The sequence below is a fragment of the Streptomyces sp. NPDC052109 genome (assembly GCF_040680195.1).
In the GTDB taxonomy this organism is placed as follows: domain Bacteria; phylum Actinomycetota; class Actinomycetes; order Streptomycetales; family Streptomycetaceae; genus Streptomyces.
This window is the reverse complement of sequence record NZ_JBFAWF010000030.1, coordinates 67,991-90,250: the sequence shown is the minus strand read 5'-3', so window position 1 is coordinate 90,250 and position 22,260 is coordinate 67,991. Positions and strand designations below refer to the sequence as shown.

The 22,260-nt window shown below is 72.0% G+C and carries 20 protein-coding genes; 11 read left to right on the top strand and 9 right to left on the bottom strand.

Annotated features, from left to right (window positions below; translation table 11 throughout):
* The first annotated feature begins 11 nt into the window (after positions 1-11).
* Complete coding sequence (locus AB0L59_RS37870; protein ID WP_365591479.1) at positions 12-875, top strand: DNA-formamidopyrimidine glycosylase family protein; 864 nt, start codon at positions 12-14, stop codon at positions 873-875.
* A 13-nt stretch (positions 876-888) separates the two neighbouring features.
* Here the strand turns inward: AB0L59_RS37870 and AB0L59_RS37865 are convergent, their stop codons facing one another.
* From AB0L59_RS37865 to AB0L59_RS37855, 3 genes are all read right to left on the bottom strand, one after another.
* Entirely contained in the window at positions 889-1,545 is a 657-nt protein-coding gene (locus AB0L59_RS37865; RefSeq protein WP_365591478.1) for a zf-HC2 domain-containing protein, read from the bottom strand.
* Between the two features lie 163 nt (positions 1,546-1,708).
* Entirely contained in the window at positions 1,709-2,224 is a 516-nt protein-coding gene (locus AB0L59_RS37860) for a hypothetical protein (RefSeq protein ID WP_365591477.1), read from the bottom strand.
* Positions 2,225-2,377: 153 nt separating this feature from the next.
* A complete protein-coding gene (locus tag AB0L59_RS37855; RefSeq protein WP_365591475.1) occupies positions 2,378-2,947 on the bottom strand; it encodes a sigma-70 family RNA polymerase sigma factor in 570 nt (189 codons plus the stop codon).
* A 216-nt stretch (positions 2,948-3,163) separates the two neighbouring features.
* On the opposite strand from AB0L59_RS37855, the gene AB0L59_RS37850 reads away from it, so the two are divergent.
* Positions 3,164-4,312: a CapA family protein gene (locus AB0L59_RS37850; RefSeq protein WP_365591473.1), complete on the top strand. Its 1,149-nt coding sequence runs from the start codon at positions 3,164-3,166 to the stop codon at positions 4,310-4,312.
* A gap of 11 nt (positions 4,313-4,323) precedes the next feature.
* Here AB0L59_RS37850 and AB0L59_RS37845 read toward each other — a convergent pair whose 3' ends face one another.
* Together AB0L59_RS37845 and AB0L59_RS37840 are read right to left on the bottom strand one after the other, a co-directional pair.
* The gene (locus AB0L59_RS37845; RefSeq protein ID WP_365591471.1) at positions 4,324-5,748 is read right to left on the bottom strand and encodes an amino acid permease; all 1,425 of its coding nucleotides are present in this window, start codon (positions 5,746-5,748) and stop codon (positions 4,324-4,326) included.
* 50 nt (positions 5,749-5,798) lie between these two features.
* Positions 5,799-6,746 (bottom strand): LysR family transcriptional regulator, encoded by a 948-nt coding sequence (locus AB0L59_RS37840; RefSeq protein ID WP_365591470.1) that lies wholly within the window; start codon positions 6,744-6,746, stop codon positions 5,799-5,801.
* An 82-nt stretch (positions 6,747-6,828) separates the two neighbouring features.
* Here AB0L59_RS37840 and AB0L59_RS37835 point away from each other — a divergent pair, with 82 nt between their 5' ends.
* Positions 6,829-8,115: an MFS transporter gene (locus tag AB0L59_RS37835; RefSeq protein WP_365591468.1), complete on the top strand. Its 1,287-nt coding sequence runs from the start codon at positions 6,829-6,831 to the stop codon at positions 8,113-8,115.
* Here the strand turns inward: AB0L59_RS37835 and AB0L59_RS37830 are convergent.
* Positions 8,051-8,533: a universal stress protein gene (locus AB0L59_RS37830; protein WP_365591467.1), complete on the bottom strand. Its 483-nt coding sequence runs from the start codon at positions 8,531-8,533 to the stop codon at positions 8,051-8,053. The genes AB0L59_RS37835 and AB0L59_RS37830 overlap by 65 nt on opposite strands.
* Positions 8,534-9,137: 604 nt before the next feature.
* On the opposite strand from AB0L59_RS37830, the gene lysX reads away from it, so the two are divergent.
* From lysX to AB0L59_RS37815, 3 genes are all read left to right on the top strand, one after another.
* Positions 9,138-12,416, top strand: coding sequence for a bifunctional lysylphosphatidylglycerol synthetase/lysine--tRNA ligase LysX (gene lysX, locus AB0L59_RS37825; protein WP_365591465.1), 3,279 nt, complete (start codon positions 9,138-9,140; stop codon positions 12,414-12,416).
* Between the two features lie 162 nt (positions 12,417-12,578).
* Positions 12,579-13,124 carry a hypothetical protein gene (locus AB0L59_RS37820; RefSeq protein ID WP_365591464.1) on the top strand — a complete coding sequence of 182 codons (546 nt, stop codon included), beginning with the start codon at positions 12,579-12,581 and terminating at the stop codon, positions 13,122-13,124.
* Between the two features lie 245 nt (positions 13,125-13,369).
* Complete coding sequence (locus tag AB0L59_RS37815) at positions 13,370-14,206, top strand: polysaccharide deacetylase family protein (protein WP_365591462.1); 837 nt, start codon at positions 13,370-13,372, stop codon at positions 14,204-14,206.
* Positions 14,207-14,254: 48 nt separating this feature from the next.
* Here AB0L59_RS37815 and AB0L59_RS37810 read toward each other — a convergent pair whose 3' ends face one another.
* A complete protein-coding gene (locus AB0L59_RS37810; protein ID WP_365591460.1) occupies positions 14,255-14,926 on the bottom strand; it encodes a class F sortase in 672 nt (223 codons plus the stop codon).
* A 334-nt stretch (positions 14,927-15,260) separates the two neighbouring features.
* On the opposite strand from AB0L59_RS37810, the gene AB0L59_RS37805 reads away from it, so the two are divergent.
* Complete coding sequence (locus AB0L59_RS37805) at positions 15,261-16,031, top strand: hypothetical protein (RefSeq protein WP_365591458.1); 771 nt, start codon at positions 15,261-15,263, stop codon at positions 16,029-16,031.
* A 140-nt stretch (positions 16,032-16,171) separates the two neighbouring features.
* Here the strand turns inward: AB0L59_RS37805 and AB0L59_RS37800 are convergent, their stop codons facing one another.
* Both AB0L59_RS37800 and AB0L59_RS37795 read right to left on the bottom strand, forming a co-directional pair.
* The gene (locus AB0L59_RS37800) at positions 16,172-16,936 is read right to left on the bottom strand and encodes a hypothetical protein (RefSeq protein ID WP_365591456.1); all 765 of its coding nucleotides are present in this window, start codon (positions 16,934-16,936) and stop codon (positions 16,172-16,174) included.
* A gap of 33 nt (positions 16,937-16,969) precedes the next feature.
* Positions 16,970-17,098, bottom strand: a complete 129-nt coding sequence (locus tag AB0L59_RS37795; RefSeq protein ID WP_365591454.1) for a hypothetical protein — start codon at positions 17,096-17,098, stop codon at positions 16,970-16,972.
* A gap of 22 nt (positions 17,099-17,120) precedes the next feature.
* Between AB0L59_RS37795 and AB0L59_RS37790 the strand changes: the two genes are divergently transcribed.
* The 4 genes from AB0L59_RS37790 (at position 17,121) to AB0L59_RS37775 (ending at position 22,059) form a co-directional block, all read left to right on the top strand.
* On the top strand, positions 17,121-17,396 hold the full coding sequence (locus AB0L59_RS37790) for a hypothetical protein (RefSeq protein ID WP_365591453.1): 276 nt from the start codon (positions 17,121-17,123) through the stop codon (positions 17,394-17,396).
* Positions 17,397-17,848: 452 nt separating this feature from the next.
* Positions 17,849-18,811 (top strand): SCO0930 family lipoprotein, encoded by a 963-nt coding sequence (locus AB0L59_RS37785; RefSeq protein WP_365591451.1) that lies wholly within the window; start codon positions 17,849-17,851, stop codon positions 18,809-18,811.
* Between the two features lie 294 nt (positions 18,812-19,105).
* Complete coding sequence (locus tag AB0L59_RS37780; RefSeq protein WP_365591449.1) at positions 19,106-19,918, top strand: SAM-dependent methyltransferase; 813 nt, start codon at positions 19,106-19,108, stop codon at positions 19,916-19,918.
* Positions 19,915-22,059 (top strand): EAL domain-containing protein, encoded by a 2,145-nt coding sequence (locus tag AB0L59_RS37775; protein ID WP_365591448.1) that lies wholly within the window; start codon positions 19,915-19,917, stop codon positions 22,057-22,059. The genes AB0L59_RS37780 and AB0L59_RS37775 overlap by 4 nt, the downstream gene beginning before the upstream one ends.
* Positions 22,060-22,260 lie beyond the last annotated feature (201 nt).

Sequence of the window (22,260 nt, the reverse complement as noted above, 5' to 3'; positions counted from 1 at the left end):
ACTCTGGACGTATGCCGGAACTGCCCGAGGTAGAAGCGCTGAAGGACTTCCTCACCGAGCACCTGGTCGGCCGCCGGGTGGCGCGGGTGCTGCCGGTCGCCGTCAGCGTCCTGAAGACCTACGACCCGCCGGTCACCGCCTTCGAGGGCGCCGAGGTAACCTCCGTGCGCCGGTACGGCAAGTTCCTGGACCTGGCGGCGGACAGCGGGCTGCACCTGGTGACCCACCTGGCCCGAGCGGGCTGGCTGCAGTGGAAGGACCGGCTTCCGGACGGCCCGCCCAAGCCGGGCAAGGGCCCGCTCGCCCTGCGCGTGGCGCTGGAGACCGGCGAGGGCTTCGACCTCACCGAGGCCGGCACCCAAAAACGCCTCGCGGTGTACGTCGTCCGCGATCCCCAGCAGGTGGAGGGCGTCGCCCGCCTCGGCCCGGATCCACTCGCCGCCGACTTCGACGAGGCCCGCCTCGCCGCCCTGCTGCGGGACGAGAGACGGCAGCTGAAGGGCGCCCTGCGCGACCAGTCCCTGATCGCCGGCGTCGGCAACGCCTACAGCGACGAGATCCTGCACGCCGCGAAGATGTCCCCGTTCAAGCTCACCGCCTCGCTCACCCCGGAGGAGATCCACCGGCTCTACGAGGCGCTGCGCACCACGCTCACCGAGGCGGTCGACCGCTCCCGTGGCGTGGCTGCCGGACGGCTGAAGGCAGAGAAGAAGGGCGGCCTGCGCGTCCACGGCCGCACCGGCGAGCCCTGTCCGGTGTGCGGCGACACGATCCGCGAGGTCTCCTTCAGCGACTCCTCCCTCCAGTACTGCCCCACCTGCCAGACGGGCGGCAAACCCCTGGCGGACCGCAGACTGTCCCGGCTGCTGAAATGAGTCCCGGCCGGCGTCACCGCGGCGCGTCGACGGACACCAGATGCTGTCCGTCGGTGGTGCGCACGTCGTAGCGGGCGATCTCGTCGGGGTGCATCGTGGAGGAGCCGAGCGTGGTGAAGGTTCCGGTGTCGTGGCCGGTTTCGGTCCAGGTGCCGACGACCTGTTCGGAGCCGTCGCGGCCGACGACGACGAACCGGCAGGTGTGGGGGCCGGTGCCGTCCTTCACCCGCAGCAGCAGCCGGCTGCCCGTGTCCCCGTCGTCGGCCTTGACCTCGGCCCACACCCCGGTCTTCGCATCGGTCGCCGCGGTGACGTGCGCGGCCGGCTCCTCATGGCCGGCGTAGGCGACGATCCCCGGACCGGCCACGGCCAGCACCACGGAGGCGGCCAGGCCGTACAGGAAGCGCCGACGGCGCGCCCGGTGCCGGTGCGCGACCTCGCCGAGCAGCCGGTCCAGCAGCCGGGGACCGGGCTGGGCCATGGGGTGCACAAAGCGCGGCGTGGACCGGCGGTACAGCAACAGCTGCCGTGTGACCGGCCCGAACGCGGTCACCTGTGCCGCGCACTGAGGGCACTCCATGAGGTGGTCCTCGAAGCGGAAGGCCTCCGCCTCGTCCAGCACGCCGAGCGCGTACGCGCCGACGTCGCGATGCCTTTCCAGGGACCTCATGCCGAATCCTCGTGCCGATGGGTGCGGGTGGGGTTACTCCGTGCTCCCACCCGTACGCAGCCGACAGCCGAATCACTCAAGCCACCCCCGCAGAATCCCGGACGAGGGATTCGGAGCCGCGCGGCCCGCGGATTGGTCTGATTCGGGAAAACTTCGGAACCGGTCAGAAGAGATGGATCGCGAGGTGCCCGAGGGGCAGCCCGAGCCGCCAGGCGGGTGTCCACACCTTCGGCCCGTCGTCCTCGCCGGCCAGGGCGCCGCCGCCCGGCACCGCGTCCAGGTCGGGCGCGAGCAGCTCGGTCTCCTCCAGCCAGCGCCAGGCGTCCACCGCGAGGGCCAGGTCGGGCGAGGGAGTGCCCGCGTCGTCGGCCCGCTCGGTCAGTTCCGCCATGCGCTCGCGCACCCAGTCCCGCCACGGCTGGTCGTACGCGGTCAGGGACAGCCAGTGCTCCAGCTGGGAGATCACCCGGACGCCGGACAGCTCCCCGTCGGTGTCGGACAGGAAGACGGTGAGCGCCAGCGCGTCCCGGCCGGCCCGGAACTCGAAGGACGTCGGCGGCATCAGATCGCCGGTGCGCAGCAGCTCGTCGGCGATGTACTCGGCGTACAACCAGGCCATGGGGACGGCCAGTTCACCGCCGTCGGTGCCGTCCGTGCTCTCGTGCCCTCTGTGCAGCATCCCTTCCTGCCCTTCCTCCGGTACGTGCGCGTCGCCCGAACCCCGTCGGTTCGCAGCCCCGGCATCCCGCCCGGAACACGGATGAGGACAGCCCATTGCCCCAACGGGGGTCACAGCAAGGCGCTTTACCGAGGTTTGACCCGGCCTCCGGTTTCAGAGCACGTCGGCCGCATAACCCGGAAGGACCCGGCGCAGCGCGCGCAGCGCGTAATACGCGCGGGATTTCACGGTACCGGGTGGTACACCCAGGGTTTTCGCCGCTTCCGCCACACTGGCCCCGAGGAAGTACACGAGTACCAGAACGTCACGGTGCTCCGGAGTGAGTGTCTTCACAGCCTCGCGGACATCGAGCATCGCGGCCGCCCGCTCGGCGTGATCGGCGGTCACCCGCGCGTCCTCGGGGATCTCGGCGCCGGTCTCCGGGGGCCGTGCCTGCCGCGCCCGCCGCGCGTCGATCGCGAGCCGGCGGGCGACCGTCAGCAGCCACGGCCGTACGGAGTCGAAGTCCTCGGCGTGCAGCGCCTCTGGATGCTGCCAGGCGCGCACCAGGGTCTCCTGAACGAGGTCCTCGGCACGCTGCCGGTCGCCTTCGCAGAGCCTGAGCAGCAGGGCGAAGAGGGGGCGGCCGTGCTCGCGCTGGAGCGCGGCCAGTTCGTGCTCGGCGGTCGTCGTCCCAGGGGCCGGTGCCGCGGTCCCGCGGCTGAGTGAGGTTACGGCCGTCATGGCCGTATGGCAGCGCAGGGCGCGGCCGGGGGACAGGGCGCGCGCAGGAATCTGCGGCGGACGGTCGATCGCGTCGGCGAACGGTCGGACGAACGGTCCGGCGCGGCACCGGATGGGCCAATGACGGCGCTCGGGCCGTTCATGCGGTAGATCAGACCCGTACCCGTAGGCCTGTCACGGCTGTGTCGGTGGACTCGACATTCCTGGGGTGAGCTGATGATCGGACGCAGACAACAGGTGGCCCTGGCCCTGACGGCTGCCCTCGCGGCCGCGGCCGCCTGCCAGAACCACGGGCGACAGCAGTCCGGGCACCCGGCCCCGTCCGGCTCCGCCACCCCAGGCTTCACCCTGGTCGCCTCCGGTGACGTCCTGCCGCACCCGTCGGTCGTCGCCCGGGCGGCCTACGACTCCGGCGACAGCGGCTACGACTTCCGGCCCATGCTCTCCGGCGTCGCACCGGTCGTCTCCCGCGCCGACCTGGCACTGTGTCAGATGGAGTCCGTCTACGGCGCCGCCGGCGCCTACTCCGGCTACCCCGCCTTCAAGTCACCGCCGCAGATCGCCCAGGCCCTCGTCGCGACCGGCTACGACGGCTGCTCCACCGCCTCCAACCACTCCCTGGACGACGGCGCCGGCGGCATCCGCCGCACCCTGGACGCCATGGACCAGGCCGGCCTGAGGCACGCCGGGACCGCCCGCACCGAGGCGGAGGCCCGCTCGGTCACGATGCTGAAGGCCGCCACCGCCAAGGTCGCGCACCTGGCGTACACCTTCGGCACCAACGGCATCCCGCTGCCCTCCGGCGAGCCCTGGGCGGTCCACGTCATCGACGAGCAGCGGATGATCGCCGACGCCCGCGCCGCCCGGCGGGCCGGCGCCGACGTGGTCGTGGTCTCCGTGCACTGGGGCACCGAATGGCAGGACGCGCCGGACAGCCGGCAACTCGCCCTGGCCAGACGGCTCACCGCCGCCACCACCGACGGCCGTCCGGACATCGACCTGATCCTCGGCACCCACGCCCATGTCCCGCAGGCGTACGAGAAGGTCAACGGCACCTGGGTGATCTACGGTCTGGGCGACCAGATCGCCGGCGAGATGTACAACGACCGGGGCGTCCAGGACGGCCGCGGCAACGAGTCCACGATCGGCCGCTTCACCTTCGCCCCGCCCGCGCGACCGGGCGCCCGCTGGCGGGTCACCAGGGCCGAGTTCATCCCGCAGCTGTACGACCTCGACGCCGGCCGGGTGGTGAACCTCAACCGGGCCGTCGACGACGGCGCCCGACTGGAGGGGGTACGCGACCGCATCCGGGACGTGGTGCTCAGCCGCGGGGCCGCCCAGGACGGCCTGGTGATGGGGGAGTGATCAGCCGCCGCTCATGCGGTGGGCCGCACCCCGGCCAGCGCCGAGCGCCTGTAGGAGTAGCCGAAGTAGATCACGCAGCCGATCACGAACCACACCGCGAAGCGCACCCACGTCTCCCACATCAGGAACGTGATCAGCCAGATCGAGAAGACCACACCCAGCGCCGGCACGACGGGCATCCCCGGGGTGCGGAAGGTGCGCGGCAACTCCGGATGCCGGTAGCGCAGCACGATCACCGCCGTGCACACCACCACGAACGCCAGCAGGATGCCGATGTTGGTCAGCTCGGCCGCCGAGCCGATCGGGACGAACCCGGCGATGGCGGCCGAGGCCACCCCGACGATCCAGGTCACCCGGGTCGGCACGTGTCGCGTCGGGTGAGTCCTGGCGAACCACGCGGGCAGCAGACCGTCCCGGGACATGGAGAACCACACCCGGGTCACGCCCAGCATGAACGTGAACATCACCGTGAGGATGCCGATGATCGCGCCCACCGCGATCACGTCCGCGAGCGAACTCAGGCCCACCGACTTGAACGCCGTCGCGAAGCCGCTCTCCTTGTCGATGTGCTTGTAGTTCTGCATGCCCGTGAGCACCAGACAGGCCGCCACGTACAGCGCCATCGAGATCACCAGCGAGTAGATGATCGCCCTCGGCATGTGCCGCTGCGCGTCCTTCGACTCCTCGGCCGCCGTCGACATGGCGTCGTAGCCGAACACCGCGAAGAACACGGTCGCAGCGCCCGTGAAGGTGCCGCTGACGCCGAACGGGAAGAACGGGTGGTAGTTCGCCGAGTCGATGTGGAACACGCCCACCCCGATCACCAGCAGCACCACCAGCACCTTCAGCGCCACCACCAGAGTCTCGAAGCGGGCAGCGCTGCGCATGCCCAGGTTCAGCAGCCACGCGATCAGCAGGCACAGGATCGCCGCGAACAGATCGACCCGGTGTCCGTCCCCGGTGCCGGGCGCGCCCAGCATCCAGTGCGGCAGCCTCGCGCCCATCGCCTCCACCAGGAAGCTGAAGTAGCCCGAGATGCCGATCGCCACCACCGCCACGATCGCGGTGTACTCCAGCAGCAGGTCCCAGCCGATGAACCAGCCCGCGAACTCGCCGAGCACCGCATAACCGTAGGTGTACGCCGAACCCGCTTTCGGGATCAGCCCGGCGAACTCGGCGTACGACAGTGCCGCGCAGGCGCTCGCCACGCCGGCGATCAGGAAGGACACCAGCACGGCGGGTCCGGCCGTGCCGTTGGCCACCGTGCCGGCCAGCGTGAAGATGCCGGCGCCGATGATGCCGCCCACCCCGATCGCGGTGAGCTGCCACAACCCCAGTGAGCGGTCCAGCCGGGGGCCCGCGCCGACCTCGGTCTCCTCGATGTGCTCGATCGGTTTGCGTCGGAGAATCCCCTCACCCGCGCGGAGCCTGGCCATGCGCCTCACCTCTTCGCCGACGGCAACGGCTGACGCCGGATCATGATGACTCAGGGGCGCCTCGCGGGGAAGACGCCACGCACGGCCCAGGCAGGGGTCCAGGTGCGGTACGCGGGCCGGGCCGGCCGCCGGTCGGCGAGATGGGCGCGCAGCGCGGCGAGCCCGGGATGGGGGTTGGCCCTGCTCCAGATCAGGGAATGGGGGTACACCGGCGTCGGATCGGTGAGCGGGATGCGCCGCAGATCGTGCCCGGACGGCCAGACCAGCCGGATCCGCTCGGCGACGAACGTCGCCAGCGCGTCGGAGTCCGCGACCGCGTCGAGCAGGGACTCCGTACCGAAGTTCGGGCCGACCGAGTCGATGGTCAGCCCGAACTCGTCCGCGAGCGCCGTGTAGTAGGCGGCCCACTCGGTGCCGTCCACCATGCCCGGCATCCAGATCCGGTGTCCGGCGAGCTGCGCCGGCGTCACCGACCGGGCGTCGGCGAGCGGGTGCCGCGGGCCGGTGAGCAGCTGCACCGGCTCGTCCAGCACCCGGGCGGCCAGCAGACCCTCGGGCAGCCGGGTGGTGACCGCGCGGAAGGTCGCGTCGATCGTGCCCGCGCGCACGGCGGCCACGGCCGAGCCCGCGTCGAAGAGCGTCACGACGTCGAGGGCCGTGTCGGGCTGTGCCTCGTGGAAGTCGCGCAGCAGGGCGGCGGGGGCCAGTTTGGCCCCGATCACGTCGACGCGCAGGGCCCGTCGTCCCGGACGCACCGACGCCAGCGCCCGTTCCTCGGCCAGCAGCAGCTCCCGGGCGTGCGGCAGGAACGCCTGCCCGTCGATGGTCGGCTGCGCCCCGCGAGCGTTCCGGGTGAAAAGCCGCACTCCGAGTTCCTTCTCCAGAGCCGCGATGCGCTTGGAGACCGCCTGCTGGGTGACCCCGAGGACGGCCGAGGCCTCCTGGAACTGCCCGGTGTCCACCACGGTGACGAAGGTGCGCACGGCCTTGAGATCCACGCCGCACACCCTACTCATACAACTGTTGGTTGTGCCTCCTTCCCTTCTGGTTGTTTGCTCCCGGCCCGACCTGCTGGTTTTCATGTCCCGGGTCAACGGGAGGTTGTGCGTGAAGCTGGGTCGGCAGTTCGGGTGGCTGTGGGCGGCGTTCTCGGTGAGTGCGTTCGGCACCTACCTCGCCTTCGACGCGTTCTCGGTGATCGCGGTCATCGCGCTGCACGCCGGGCCGGCCGAGGTGGCGCTGCTCGCCGCGACCGGACCCGCGGTGGGGGCGGTGGCGGCGATGCCGCTCGGTCCGTGGGTGGAGTTCCGGCGCAAGCGGCCGGTGATGCTGGCGATGGACCTGGTCAGGTTCGCCGCGCTGCTGACCGTCCCCGCCGTCTACGCGCTCGGCGGGCTCGGCCTCGGCCAGCTGCTGCTCGTGTCCGTGATCGTCGCGGCGGCCGACATCACCTTCAACGCGGCCTCCGGGGCCTTTCTGAAGAGCCTCGTACCGGCCGACCGGCTGCTGACCGCGAACGCCAGGTTCGAGTCCACCAACTGGACCGCGCTGGTCCTCGGACCGCCTCTCGGCGGTGCCGCGATCGGCGTGTTCGGCCCGGTCACCGCGTTCGTGGCGAACGCGGTCAGCTTTCTGCTCTCGGCGCTCGGCATCCGGGCCGTCGGCGGCGGAGAGCCCCGCCCCGAACGCACGCACGTGGAGCGCCTGCGGGCCACCGATCTGCTCGACGGCTGGCGGCACATCCTCGGCAGCCCGGCCCTGCGGCCGCTGTTCTTCAACAGTCTCGCGGGCAACGCCCTGATCATGGTCGCCATGCCGCCGCTGGCCGTCCTCATGCTCGGCCCGCTGGGCTTCGCCCCCTGGCAGTACGGCCTCGCCTTCGCCGTGCCCTGCCTCGGCGGTCTGCTCGGCTCCCGGCTGGCCCGCCCGCTGGTCGCCCGGTACGGCGGGCGGCGGGTGCTGCGCACCGCGGGGACCCTGCGTGCCGTCTGGCCCCTGGGGCTGGCCTTCGTCGGGCCCGGGCTGCCCGGACTGCTGCTGGTGATGGCCGTGGAGTTCGGGGTGATCACCAGCTCGGGCGTCTACAACCCGGTGTACGCCACCCGCCGCCTGGAGTGCACCCCGGACGACCGGGTCGCCCGCACCCTGTCCGCCTGGTCGATCACCGGCAAGGCCACCACCGCCACCCTGACCGCCCTGTGGGGTCTGCTGGCGAGCCTCACCGGGCCGCGCACCGCCATCGCCCTCGCCGGTGTCCTGCTGCTCGCGACCCCGCCGCTGCTCCTTCGGGAGCCCCGGGAGGCTACGGCACCACCGTCACCGGCCAGCGCCCCGCCTTCACCAGCCGGATCGCCACCGAGCCGATGAGCCGGTGGCCGGCCCGCTCCGAGGCGCCCACGACCACCGCGTCCGCCTTGAGTTCGTCGGCCGCCTTCACCAGGCCGCTGTAAGGGTCGCCGCGGAAGGTGTGGAACTCCCAGCGCACCTCGAATATCCCCTTGACCCGTTCGGCCGCCTCCCGGATGTACGTGACGAGGTCCTCGGCGATCTCGTCGGTCGTCTCCGCCACCGGGGCCCCGAGCGCCGCGCCGGCCGCCAGCACCGGCTGCACGTACACCACGGCCAGCAGCGCGTGCTGCCGCCGGGCGAGCCCGCCCGCGTACGCCGCAGCGCGCAGCGAGGAGTCGGAGCCGTCCACGCCGACCACGATGACCTTCGGGCCGTCCGTGCCGCGCTCGAACTGGTGCGAGGGCGAGGGCGAGTGCTGCTCGTGCTGATCCGTCACGGCCGTGAGGCTATCGGAATCCCCGCTTCCCGCGCAGATGCGGAGCCGTCTCGCGCCGGGTGATGCGGCTGGTGGTGCGGTGGTGTGCCGGGCGGGGTGTCTGGTGGTGCGGCTGATCTGAGGGTCGTGAGGCTGGGTGCCGGTCAGTGTGGCTGGGTGGGGGTGTGCGGGTGGCGGGTGCGGTGGTGCGCCCGGGCGGTGTGGCTGGTGGTGCGTTTGGGCGGCGGGTGGTGCTGGTGGGCGGGGGTGTGCGGGTGCGGGTGCGGTGGTCCACGCCCGGGTCGCACTCGGCTTCCTGAGCCCCCCGTCGCCGGCGCCACCGTCTGGAGCTGGGCGTCCTGGCTGGTCGCGTGGCGGCGCCGGGTGTGTGCGGCGCGCGGGTGGGGCCGGTCCCGCCCTGGGCTGTGTGGCCGGGTGCCGGCTCGGCGGACGTGTGGAGGTCCGGTCCCCGTACCGGCGGTGGGACGGGGTGCCAGTCGTGCCCGGGACGCCGAAGTGGGCTCGGTCCTGCCATCGCGGCAGGGCTGGGCGCCCGTCCGGGCGGCACGCGCGTCGCCGCGGTCTCGACGGGCGAGCCGGGCGCCCGCTTCCTACAGTCGGATTCATGACCGCCAGCGCGGAGTCCGCCGCACGGAGGGACCCCACGGCCTCGATACGCCCGCCCGCCGGCGGGCGCCTCGGCTGGGTCCCCGAGGCCTTCGCCACGCTCTTCGCCGCACTCGGCCTGCTCTGCGCCCTGCTCGCGCTCATCGAACCGCTGCGGCGCGTGCTGCGCCCGGTCGCCCACGCCCTCGACCTGCTGCTGGTGCCGATCAGCGCCAACCTGGCCTACGCCGTGTTCCTGTTCCTGCTGGCCGGCGCCACCGCCGCCCGCAAGAAGGTCGCCTGGTGGCTGGTCGTCGTCTACCTCGGCCTGCTGGTCCTCACCGACGCGCTCGGTGTCGGCCTCGGCCTGTACGCCGAGTCGCTGCCCTCCCTCGTGCTGTGCGCCCTGCTGCTGCTCATCCTCGTCGTCGCCCGCGGGCAGTTCTACGCCGCCTCCCGGCGGGGTGCCGTGTGGCGGGCGCTCGCCGTGCTGCTGGGCGGGCTCGTCGTGGCGATCCTGCTGGGCTGGGGCCTGCTCCTGCTCTTCCCGGGCACGCTGCCGGCGAGCGAGCACCTGGCCTGGGCGGCCGACCGGGTGTGCGGCGGGCTGGTCTCGAACAGCTCCTTCTCCGGGCGCCCGCCCCGCAAGGTCACCTTCGTGCTCGGTCTGCTCGGTGCCCTCGCCCTGCTCAACGCCGCCGCCGCGCTGTTCCGTTCCCAGCGCCTGGAAGCCGCCCTGCACGACGACGAGGAGGCCCGGATCCGCGCCCTCCTCGCCGCCTACGGCGCACGGGACTCGCTCGGCTACTTCGCCACCCGCCGCGACAAGGCCGTCGTCTTCTCACCCAGCGGCAAGGCCGCCGTCACGTACCGCGTCGAGGCCGGAGTCTGCCTGGCCAGCGGTGACCCCGTCGGCGACCCCGAGGCCTGGCCGCACGCCATCGCCGCCTGGCTGGACGTGGCCCGCCGCTACGCGTGGGCGGCCGCCGCGATGGGCGCCTCCGAGGACGGCGCCCGCGCCTTCGCCCGCGCCGGCCTCGGCGCCCTCCAGCTCGGCGACGAGGCGATCGTGCACGTGGCCTCCTTCGACCTGAACGGCCGCGAGATGCGTGTGACCCGGCAGGCCGTGCACCGTGTCCGCCGCACCGGCGCCACCTGCCGCATCCGGCGCCACGCCACCCTCACCGAGCGGGAGATGGAGGAGGTCGTCGACAAGGCGGACGCCTGGCGTGACACCGAGACCGAGCGCGGCTTCTCCATGGCCCTGGACCGCCTCGGCGACCCCGCCGACGGCGACTGCCTCCTCGTGGAGGCCCTCGGCGAGGACGGCCGCCTCCTCGCCCTGCTCTCCTTCGTGCCCTGGGGCAGCGACGGCGTCTCGCTCGACCTGATGCGCCGTGACCGCGCCGCACCCAACGGGGTCGTGGAGTTCATGGTCGCGGAACTGTGCGCCGCCGCACCCAAGCTGGGCATCCGCAGGATCTCGCTGAACTTCGCCGTCTTCCGGTCCGTCTTCGAGGAGGGCGCCCGCATCGGCGCCGGTCCCGTCCTGCGCCTCTGGCGCCGCCTGCTGCTGTTCTTCTCCCGGTGGTGGCAGCTGGAGGCCCTGTACCGCTCCAACGCCAAGTACCACCCGGAGTGGTACCCGAGGTTCATCTGCTACGCCGAGACCGCCTCCCTCGCCCGCATCGGCCTGGCCTCCGGCATCGCCGAAGGCTTCGTCCCCGTACCGTCGTTGCGCAAACTCTGGGGAAAGGGGCACCCGAGGACGGGGCAGCGGCCCGCCACCACGCACGGGCTGCCGCCCCTGACGGCGCTCGGCCTCGACGGAGGGGACCAGGCCGGGGCCGCCGCCCCGGACGCGGGCCTGCCCGACCAGGTCCGCGTCCGGCACCACAAGCTCGACCGGCTGCGCGCCACCGGCACCGACCCCTACCCGGTCGGCGTCCCCGCCCCCACCCACGCCCTCGCCGACGTGCCCCCCGACGAGGACGTCACGGTGGCCGGACGGCTCATGCTGGTCCGCGACTTCGGTGGCATCGTCTTCGCCATGCTGCGCGACTGGTCCGGCGACCACCAGATCGCCCTCACCCGCAGCGCCGCGGGCAGCGCCCTCGACCGTTTCACGGCCGCCACCGACATCGGCGACCACATCACCGTCACCGGCCACAGCGGCCTCAGCGACCAGGGCGAACCCACCGTCTTCGTGACCTCCTGGCGGCTCACCGGCAAATGCCTGCGCCCCCTGCCCGACAAACGCCGCGGCCTCACCGACCCCGAGGCCAAGGTCCGCCGCCGTTACCTGGACCTGGCGACCAGCCCCACGGCACGCGCCGTGATCCGGGCCCGCTCCGCCGCCGTACAGGCCCTGCGCCAGGGCCTGCTGGACCGTGGCTACGTGGAGGTCGAGACGCCGATGCTCCAGCAGATCCACGGCGGCGCCAACGCCCGCCCCTTCACCACCCACATCAACGCCTACGACCTCGACCTGTACCTGCGCATCGCCCCCGAGCTGTACCTGAAACGGCTGTGCGTCGGCGGTCTGGAGAAGGTCTTCGAGCTGGGCCGCACCTTCCGCAACGAGGGCGTCTCCTACAAGCACAACCCCGAGTTCACGATGCTGGAGGCCTACCAGGCCCACGCCGACTACGACGTCATGCTCGACCTCACCCGCGAGCTGATCCAGGGCGCGGCGACCGCCGCCTTCGGCGCCCCGGTGGCCCGCAAGGACGGGCAGGAGTACGACATCTCCGGGCAGTGGCCCGTCAAGACGGTCTACGGCGCGCTCTCCGAGGTGCTGGGGGAGGAGATCGGCCCCGGCAGCGAACTGCTCCGGCTGCACCGGCTGTGCGACCGGGCCGGGGTGCCGTACACCGCCGACGACGGGCCCGGTGACGTCGTCCTGGAGATGTACGAGCGGCTGGTCGAGGAACGCACCCGACTGCCCACCTTCTACAAGGACTTCCCGACCGACGTCTCCCCGCTGGCCCGGCAGCACCGCACCGACCCGCGGCTCGCCGAGCGCTGGGACCTCGTCGCCTTCGGTACGGAGCTCGGCACCGCCTACTCCGAGTTGACCGATCCGGTGGAGCAGCGCCGGCGGCTCACCGAGCAGTCGCTGCTGGCCGCCGGCGGCGACCCGGAGGCCATGGAACTGGACGAGGACTTCCTCCAGGCCCTGGAGTACGCGATGCCGCCGACCGGAGGCCTCGGCATCGGCGTCGACCGGCTCGTGATGTTCCTCACCGGCCTGACGATCCGGGAGACCCTGCCGTTCCCGCTGGTGCGCCGCCGCTGAGGACCGGCTCCCCGGCGGCCGCCCGGTCCCCGGGCCGGGGCAGGGCCTTCACACCGGAGAGGGTGACGGCGTCCATCCGCTGCCGGGCGACCGTGACGATCCCGGCCGCGAGGCGAGGCAGGACCGGACAGCCCAGCACCACCCCGGCGACGGCGGACAGCCGTGAGCAACACAGGTACGCCCTCGCCGCGGCCGAAGCAGCCCGGCACGGACGGCACCAGCGCACCGGCCACAGCGATGACGATCACCGTGGTCGCGGACCCGCTCCGGTCTTCCAGCCAGTCGGTGAACCGGGCCGGAAAGCCCATCGGAACCAGCAGCAGGAGCAGCACCCCGGCGGCGGCCTGCACCCAGAAGATCGTCTTCTCCGCCCCCGAGGCCTTCGGCAGCAGGGTGCAGGGCAGCAGCGCCGTCGCCGTGGCACAGGCGACGGCCGCGAAGTGCGCCCTGCACCGCCCGAGAACGCAGCAGCACCCAGGCGGTCGAGGACAGCGCGGGCGCCGCCGCCACGACGGTCGACAGCGCTGTCCCCCCGTCAGCACCCGCCGCTGCCCGAACGCCGCGCCGAGCGCCCCGGCGAACACCGGGTGGCGGAACAGCACGCCGTACGCGGACGGCAGCCAGGACGGCCCGGAGATGGACAGCCCAGTCGCGAGCGGTCAGTGGCGGCGCCGCCACGGAGCCCGTCGTGTCGAAGACGACCAGTGACCGCGTGACGGCGGGCGGCACCTCCGCGAGCGCGCTGCGCCGCGTGCCGTTCGTGTGCGTTCCCCGGGTGCGGCCAACTCGGTCCGACCCCCGTGTCCCTCAAGGCAGTTGTCGTGGACTGATCGTCCATCAGAACCCCGCGCGGCCGACCACCGGCACCGCGCACTGGGCCATCCGGGTGTATTCCTGCCGCCGCACCGGTGTCGTTGTGGTGCGCCGGGCCCCCGTGGGGCGACTGATGAGTCATGCAGAAGGATCAGTTGTTCACGCGCCGCCGGATGCTCTTCGCCGGGGCCGCCGCGCTGGGGGCCGCGGGTACCGCTGGAGCCCTCCTGGCGGGCTGCTCCGAGGAGACCGCCGCAACCGCCGCCGCTCCCGCCCCCGGCCCGCAGGCCCGTCAGGTGCTCAAGTCCTCCGCCTTCCGGCTCCAACCGCTCACCGGGGAGGGACCGCCGCGCGCCGCCCCGCACAAGCTGAAGGTCCGCACGGAGCCCATCCTCCGCATCTCCGGGCGCGGTCGGCACATGATGCTGACCTTCGACGACGGACCCAACCCGGACTACACCCCGCACATCCTGGACACCCTCGCCAAGTACGACGTGCGGGCGATGTTCTTCCTGTGCGGCGAGTGTGTCGTCGACAACAAGAAGCTGGTGGCCCGGATGGCCGACGAAGGCCATGTCGTCGGCAACCACACCTGGACGCATCCGCTGCTGACGACCCTCGACCGCCGGCAGATCCGGCACGAGATGGAGAGCACCAGCGACGCCATCCAGAATGCCTGCGGCGAACGCCCGCAATGGTTCCGGGCACCGTACGGCGCCTGGAACCGGGCCGCGTTCCAGCTGGGCGCCGAGATGGGCATGGAGCCGATGGCCTGGACCGTCGACACCACCGACTGGATGGAGCCCGGCACCAGCACCATCATCAAGCGGGTGGAGAGCGGTGCCGCCCCCGGAGTCGTGGTGCTGTCCCACGACGCCGGGGGCGACCGGTCGCAGACCGTCCACGCGATCCGTGAATGGCTGCCCCATCTCATCGACTCCGGCTATCACATGACCGTGCCGGCCCGACGGGCGTAGCCGTATCCCGGGGAATTCCCGGGGCCTTCGTCCGCCCGGCCGCCGTGTTCAGCGCACGGCGACCAGGCGGGCGAAGACGACGACGTTTCCGTCGTAACCGTTCTGCTTGGAAAAACCGCCGCCGCAGGTGATGACCCGCAGTTCCGGTGCTCCCTTCGAGCTGTACACCCGGTCGCCGGGAAAACTGCTCTTCGAGAAGACCTCGACCCCATAGGTCTCGAACACCGCGGTCCTTCCGTCCTTGCGCAGCACCTCGATACGGTCCCCCTTCTTCAGGGACCCGAGTCCGTAGAACACGGCCGGGCCGCGCTGGTTGTCGACGTGCCCGACGACGACAGCGGTGCCCTTCTCGCCGGGGGAGACCGCGCCAGTGAACCAGCCCGCCAGGTTGGCGTCCTCCGGCGGCGGTGCGCCGATCCAGCCGTCCGTATCCAGGCCGACCGGCATGACCGGCGCGTTCACCCGGATCACGGGGATGCGGACCCGGTCGACGGCGGAGAAGGCGAGCGCCGCCGGAGCCGCGGGCAAGGCGGCCCTGCCGGTATGGATGTCCGGGGCCGCGACCGAAGCGGGCTGCGGCGGACCGACGTCGAACTCGCCTGAACCATTGCGGATGAGCGCCAGACCGGTCAGCAGAACAAGCGCTATCACGCCCCACGGGGCACGCCTCCTCCGCCGCTCCTCCTCTTCGGCGAGCTCGGACAGCTCGGACGCAGACATGTGTCATCCCCTCTCGACGCCGCCGTCGCCATGTCCGTCGCGCATGGGAAAACGCTAAGTCCCAAGCGCACGTCGGTCGACGGGGGTGAGCGGCGAACGGGTGGCCCGAGGCCCGTTCGGTGCGCCATCCGAGTTGCCGTCCACAGGAATTTTCTGACGGTCTGTGACCTGCGACAACTTCCGATTATCTGCTTTTTGTTGGGTGTGTTGCCTCACCAGGACGGACGATTCTCGACGTGCGGGCGTGTTCCGCGCGCCCGAGGGTCTTCCCGGGAGGCGTTTTCTCGCCGATTCACCGGGGACGGGACCCGGGGCGCCTCCCGCGGAGGATCACATGCGAAACCAACGCGCCTTGGCGGCCGCGTGCACAGCGGTAGCTGTGCTCGGGCTGGCCGCTCCCGCAGCCGCCGCGGACGGCAGGGGCAACGGCGGCCCGCCCACCGGCAACTTCCATTTCCGCGCGCACACCGACGACGACGCGAACCGCGGCCGCGAGCAGGGCCGCGGGGAGGACGAAGGGAGCGGCGGACGGAGCGAGGACTTCGGCGGCCGCGGCGAGGACAACGGCAGTGGCGGGCGGGGCGACGACTCCGGACGGGGCGACGGCTCCGGCAGCCGGGGCGACGACTTCGGCGATCGCGGGGACGACTACGCGGGTCGCGGTGACGACGCCGACGGCGGCGGTGACGAGTTGGACGGGCGTGGCGACGGCGGCCCGCGGAACATCGTCGCCAGCCCCGCGGTGCTCCCGGCCGGAGGCCGGCTCGCCGTCACCGTGGGCGGCTGCAGCGGCGGCACGATGTCCTCCCGCGCCTTCCCCGCCACCCAGCTCGACTCGTCCCGTGACGACACCTCGCACGGCAGCATCGACATCGACCGCGATGCCCGCCCCGGCAAGTACGACATCAAGATCCACTGCGACGGCGACACGCTGATCCGCCCGGCCGCGTTCACCGTGCTCGGCGGCGTCCGGGGCGGTGTCGGCGGCAGCAGATCCACCGGAGCCACGCCGGCCGACATGGCCATCGGTGCCGGACTCGTGACCCTGGCGGTCGTCGGTGGCGGCGCGTTCTGGTTGCGCCGCCGCAACGAGAAGCGGACCTGACGCACAGTCGATCCCCCACGGCGCACCTCGGCGCGGGCCTTCGCCCCGGACCCTCGCGGGGCCGGGGCGAAGGCCCGTCGGCGACAGGCGGTCGGACGCCGTCCGGTGCGAGCCGAGGGACGACGCCTCCGCGGCCGGGACTATCCGTGGACGCCCGGGAACAGGTTCACAAACGGTTCCGCGGTCACCGCGATGCCCCGGCTGAAGGGGGCGTCGAAGTCCCAGATGAGGAACAGCATGAACGCGATGGTCGCGGAGAACAGCCCGGCCAGGATCAGTTCCCGTCGGGTGCGGCGGATCTGCAGCGCGAACACCATGCCGATGGTGATCAGCGCCCCGGTGAGCAGCCCCCACCACACCACCGGCGGCATGGTGGGCCCGGTGGAGTCGGCGCGGGCGTTGCGCGCCTGGTCGGCGGCGGTCATCTGGTCCAGGAGCGGCTGGTAGGCCTGCGCCTCGAAGTCGTTCTTCGGCCGGTAGTCGGTGACGTCCTGGCGGACCTTCTCCAGCAGCTGTCCGCCGCGGTCGGTGACGTGCTCGTCGTGGGACATCGTCTTCCACTCGTGGTCGACGACGTAGGAGACATAGGCGTTGACGTCGCCCCGGATGCGGTCACGGACGTCCGTCGGATAGACCCGCACCCGCTCGGAGATCTCGTGCAGGGCCTGCGCCTCGGACTGCACATGGTCCTGGGCGGAGTTGCGGGCCTCCCACACCCCCGCGATGGCCAGCCCCAGGACGATGGCGTACACGACGCCGATCCACATCGTCATGTACTCGATGACGTCCGGGGTCTCGTTGGGGTCCTCGTCCTCGGGAGCCCGCTTGTGCCGCAGGACGGTGACGACCACCACCACGGCACAGGCCCCGAGCATCGCGAGGACGAGAACAAGCCAATCCGGCAACGGATACCTCCAGAGGGTGAGCTGGCCGGCGCGTCAGCGCGGGCGCAGGGCCGCGACGGCGACGATCGCCGGAACGGTGATGAGCAGGACGTAGGTGACCGGCGCGGTGTGGTCGGGCGCGGCGTGTGCGGTGGGATGCGGGTGGTAGGCCGGATAGCTCACCCGGGTCACCGAGGGCCGCGGCGTGGGCTTCGGCTTCGGCCTGGGTTCGGGGGGCGGGGCCGGGGCGGGGGTGGGCGTCGGCGCGGGCCGGGCCGGCGGGGGAGAGGGGGCGGGCGGCGCCGGCGGGTTCGGTCTCGGGGCGGGTTTCGGCGTCGGGCGCGGCTTCGGCGTCGGCTTCGGCCTCGGCGGCGGTTCGGGAGGCGGGGCCTGGGGTGGTGTCGGCGGCGTGGGCGGGCACGGGGGCGGGGTGGGCGACGGACAGGGCGGCGGGGTCGGCCAGTGGGCGTCGCCCGCGTAGGCCACCGCCACCGTGCCCCCCGGGCCCGTCGAGGCGTACGCACAGGCGTCGGCCGAGGCGCTGCCGGCCGGGCAGCCCACCAGGGTCCAGGTCAGCGTCATCAACGCCAACACCCGTGCGGCGGGCGCGCATCGGGTCACTTCGGGTCCATGCACGCGAAGATCATGGGGTGCGGAAACCGGTCGTACGCCGTAGTGCGTCGGTATTGCTCCGAAGGAGGGACATGTCACGATCAATGGTTTGACGCGAAGGAGAGTGCGGGTGGCGTGAAACGTACGGTTGTACGCGCCTCACGCCGCCCCACACGAGCGCAGGCGTCACAGGGTCCGGAAAGAAATTCCCGAAGAACTTCCCCTCCCCGTTGAACGCTCCGGCCCCCTCGGTGCGTACCCATGGCCGTGCGGCGGCGCGGCAGAGCGCCGCAACATCCAGGCGAATATGGGGAGTTGGACATGAAGACCTCCTGGCGGACCGCCTCACTGGTGGCCACAGCCGCTTCGGTGCTGGCGCTGACGACGGCGTGCGGTCAGGACAACGGCACCACTCCGGCATCGGCGGCCCAGAACGTCGGGGCCACCGCGCCCGCGGGCAGCCCGACCACCGGGGCCGGCACCGGAACGGGCGCCGGAAACGGTTACGGCGCCGACGGCAACCAGAGTTCCAGCTCCCCGACCCCGGCGGCCCCCGCGGGCAAGCTGACCGTGGCCGCCAACCCCGACCTCGGCAAAGTGCTGACCGACGGCTCCGGCCTCACCCTCTACCGGTTCGACGAGGACACCGCCAACCCGCCCAAGTCGAACTGCAACGGTGACTGCGCCACCACCTGGCCGCCGGTGCCCGCCGACGACGCGACCGCCGGCGCCGGCATCGACAAGGCGCTGCTCGGCGAGGTCACCCGTGCCGACGGCACCAAGCAGCTCACCGTCGGCGGCTGGCCCGCCTACCGCTACGTCAAGGACGTCAACGGCGGGGACGTCAACGGCCAGGGCGTGGGCGGCAAGTGGTTCGCGCTGGCCCCGAACGGCAAGAAGGCCTCCCTGGCCGGCCTGCCCGGTCTGTCCGTGCGCAAGGACCCCAAACTGGGCGACATCATCGTCGACAAGAACGGCATGACGGTCTACCGCTTCCTCAAGGACAAGGCCTGGCCGAAGTCCGTCTCGAACTGCACCGGGGCCTGCCTGGTGAAGTGGCCGGCCGTCGGCATCGTCAAGCCGCAGGACACCGAGGGCGTCAAGAAGAAGGGCCTGATGGGCTTCACCCGTCCCGACGGTGTGAAGCAGATGACCGTCAACTGCTGGCCGATCTACACCTTCTCCGGGGACAAGGCCCCCGGCGACACCAACGGTGAGGGCGTGGGCGGCACTTGGTACGCCGTCTCGCCCGACGGCAAGCCGGTCGGCGCGCCGGGCAACTAGATCACCTCCCCAGGGTCGATCGCCCCGCCCGGCCCGGAGCGCCACCGAAGGTCCGCCCCCTCCGCACCGCACGGAGGGGGCGGACCGTTGTGCGTGGTGGGCTCGCACGTCCGGGAAGGAGTGGGCCAAGGCGGCACAGCCGTCACACAGCGGGGTCATACGGGCACTTGCCGCAGGCAGTGGCGGGGAACGGACGGTCAATTTCCGTTTTGGGTCGCTCCTTTGGCGGGCGATCAGTAGCCTCAGCTCGAACACCGGATCGCCTGCCCCTGTCGCCTACCCTTGGAGAGATACATGGAGCGCCCCGCCTGGGCCCCACGGAGCATCGACATCTCGGTGCCGAGCGTCTCGCGGATCTACGACTACTACCTGGGCGGCTCGCACAACTTCGAGGTCGACCGGGAAGCGGCCCGCAGGGCGATGGAGTTCATGCCGGGACTGCCGAAGATCATGCAGGCCAACCGGGCGTTCATGCGCCGTGCCGTGCGGTTCGCGGCGGGGGAGGGCATCACCCAGTTCCTCGACATCGGCTCCGGCATCCCGACCTTCGGCAACGTCCACGAGGTGGCCCAGGCGGCCGTACCGGGCGCCCGCGTGGTCTACGTCGACCACGACCCGGTCGCCGTCGCGCACAGCGAGGCGGTCCTGGCGGGCAACGACGATGCGGACGTGGTCGCCGCGGACCTGCGCAAGCCGCGGGAGATCCTCTCCAGCCCCCAGGTCGAGCGACTGATCGACCTGAACCGTCCGACCGCGCTGCTCCTCGTTGCCATACTGCACTTCGTGGAAGACGCGGACGACCCCTACGGTGCGGTGGCCGAGCTGCGCGAGGCGCTCGCGCCCGGCAGCCTGCTGATCCTCACCCATGCCTCGTACGAGGGAATCCCGCTGCCCGCCGAGCGGGCCGAGGGCGCGGTCGACGTATACAAGGACATTCGCAACCCGCTGATCATGCGCTCGCGCGACGAGGTCGCGCGGTTCTTCGAGGGGTACGACATGGTGGAACCGGGACTGGTGCCCATGCCGCACTGGCGGCCGGAATCGGCGCCGGAGGACGAGGACCCGTTCGCCTTCTCCGGATTCGCCGGCGTGGGGCGTACGGCGTGACCGCGGAGCCGGACGGGCCGGAGGACAGACTGCGCCGGTTCACGACGATCTGGAGCCGGGCGGTCTACCCGGTGACCTCAACGTCGCTGACCCGCCCGGAGTTCGAGGAAGAACTCCTTCCGCTCGCACGCCGGTTGAGCGAGCTGCTGCGCGCCCGCGCCTTCGACGCGGACGGTGCGAAGGCGATCGGCGCCGCCCTGGTCGGCGAGCACTGCACCGACCCGGAGGCGCTCTCCCGGACCCTGGACTGCGTCGACGCCTATCTGGTGCTGTACTGCGCCGAGGACGGTCCACAGGACGAACCGCGCATCCGCTCCTCGCGGTTGCAGCACGCGATGGCCGCCGGGTACGCCGAGGCCTTGCGCGAGCGCACGCTCGCCGAGCAGGAGTCCATCGCCCAGGCCGCGTTGCAGGCGCAGGGCGTGGTCGCGCAGGCGCTGCACGCCAGCGAGGCGCGCTTCCGTGCGCTCTTCGAGGGCGCGGCCATAGGAATCGGCATCGCCGACCTCGAAGGCAACGTCCTGCAGGTCAACGAGGCGCTGCTGCGCATGTTCGGGCTCTCCGAGCACACTCTGCGCGGCCGTCGCGTGCAGGACTGGGTGCACCCCGAGGACGCGCCGCAGACCTGGAAGCTCTACGACGAACTCGTCCGCGGCGAGCGCGAGCACTACCACCTCGAAAAGGCCTTCAACCGCCCGGACGGCACGGTCCTGTGGACCAACCTCACGGTCTCCCTGCTGCGCGACGCCGACGGCGCGCCGCAGTACCAGCTCGCCCTCATGGAGGACACCACCGAGCGCCGGCTGCTCAACCTCCGGCTGCGCTACGAGGCGACACACGACGCGCTCACCGGCCTGCCCAACCGCAGCCTGTTCTTCGAGCGGCTGGACAAGGCCCTGAACGCGGGCGAGGGCCAGCGCTTCGGCCTGTGCTACCTCGACCTGGACGGCTTCAAGACCATCAACGACAGCCTCGGGCACGCGGCCGGCGACCGGCTGCTGGTGGAGGTCGCCGACCGGCTGCAGTCCTGCGCGACCGCGCCCGGTGAGATGGTCGCCCGGCTCGGCGGCGACGAGTTCGTGGCACTGACCACCGGGCCGGGCACCGAGCGCGAGGTCGACGAACTCGCCGAACGCATCATGAACGCCCTGATCACCCCGATCAGCATCGACGGCCGGGACCTGATGGTGCGCGGCAGCCTCGGCATCGTCGAGGGCCCGGCGGGCGAGCGCACGGCGGCGGAGGTCCTGCGGAGCGCCGACATCACCATGTACCGGGCCAAGTCCGCGGGCGGCAACCGCTCCGAGCTGGCCGACCCCGAGGCCGATGCCCGCGCCATCACCCGGCACGGTCTGACGACGGCCCTGCCGACGGCTCTGGAACGCGGCGAGTTCTTCATCGAGTACCAGCCGCTCGTCCATCTCGGCGACGGCAGTGTGCGCGGCGCCGAGGCGCTCGTCCGCTGGCTGCATCCGCAGCACGGTGTGCTCGGCCCCGACCGGTTCATCCCGCTCGCGGAGCACACCGGACTGATCGTCCCGCTCGGCCGCTGGGTCCTGGAGGAGTCCATCCGGCAGGCCCGCGCCTGGCGAGAACGTCACGGCGAGGAGACGGCCACTGGTCCCCTGCGCATCAACGTCAACCTGTCGCCGTGCCAGCTCAGTCATCCGGGTCTGGTGCAGGACACCGTGGACATCCTGGAGCGGGCCGGGGTCGCCCCGGACGCCCTGTGCCTGGAGGTCACCGAGTCCGCGCTCATCGGTGCCGACGACGATCTGCTCAAACCCCTGCACCGGCTGGCCGAGATGGGCGTCGACATCGCCCTGGACGATTTCGGAACCGGTTACTCCAACCTCGCCAACCTGCGCCGCCTGCCGGTGAGCATCCTCAAGCTGGACCGCTCCTTCACCCAGGGCATGCAGCGGTTCCCCGCCGACCCCGTCGACCTGAAGATCGTCGAGGGGATCGTCACCCTGGCCCACAGCCTCGACCTCGCGGTCACCGTCGAGGGCGTGGAAACCGGGGCCCAGGCCGAGCAGTTGCGGATACTGGGCTGCGACACGGCCCAGGGCTGGTACTACGCCCGGCCGGGCCCACCGGAACGGCTGCACGACCTGGCGCTGGTGGACGCGACGGGGTGAGGGGCGCTGAGCTGGGCTCGGGCCACGGAAGAGGGGACTGCCGTCTGCCGGGTGCGGGAGCGCGGGGCTGGTGGCGCGGTTCCCCGCACCCCTCACCCGGCACGTGGCCTGCCGGCGCCGGCAACCGGCCCGACCTTCGCGCCGACCACCGGTTCAGCCGCTGACCGCCTGTGCCGGCGTCTCCCCTTGCGGGACGGAGCC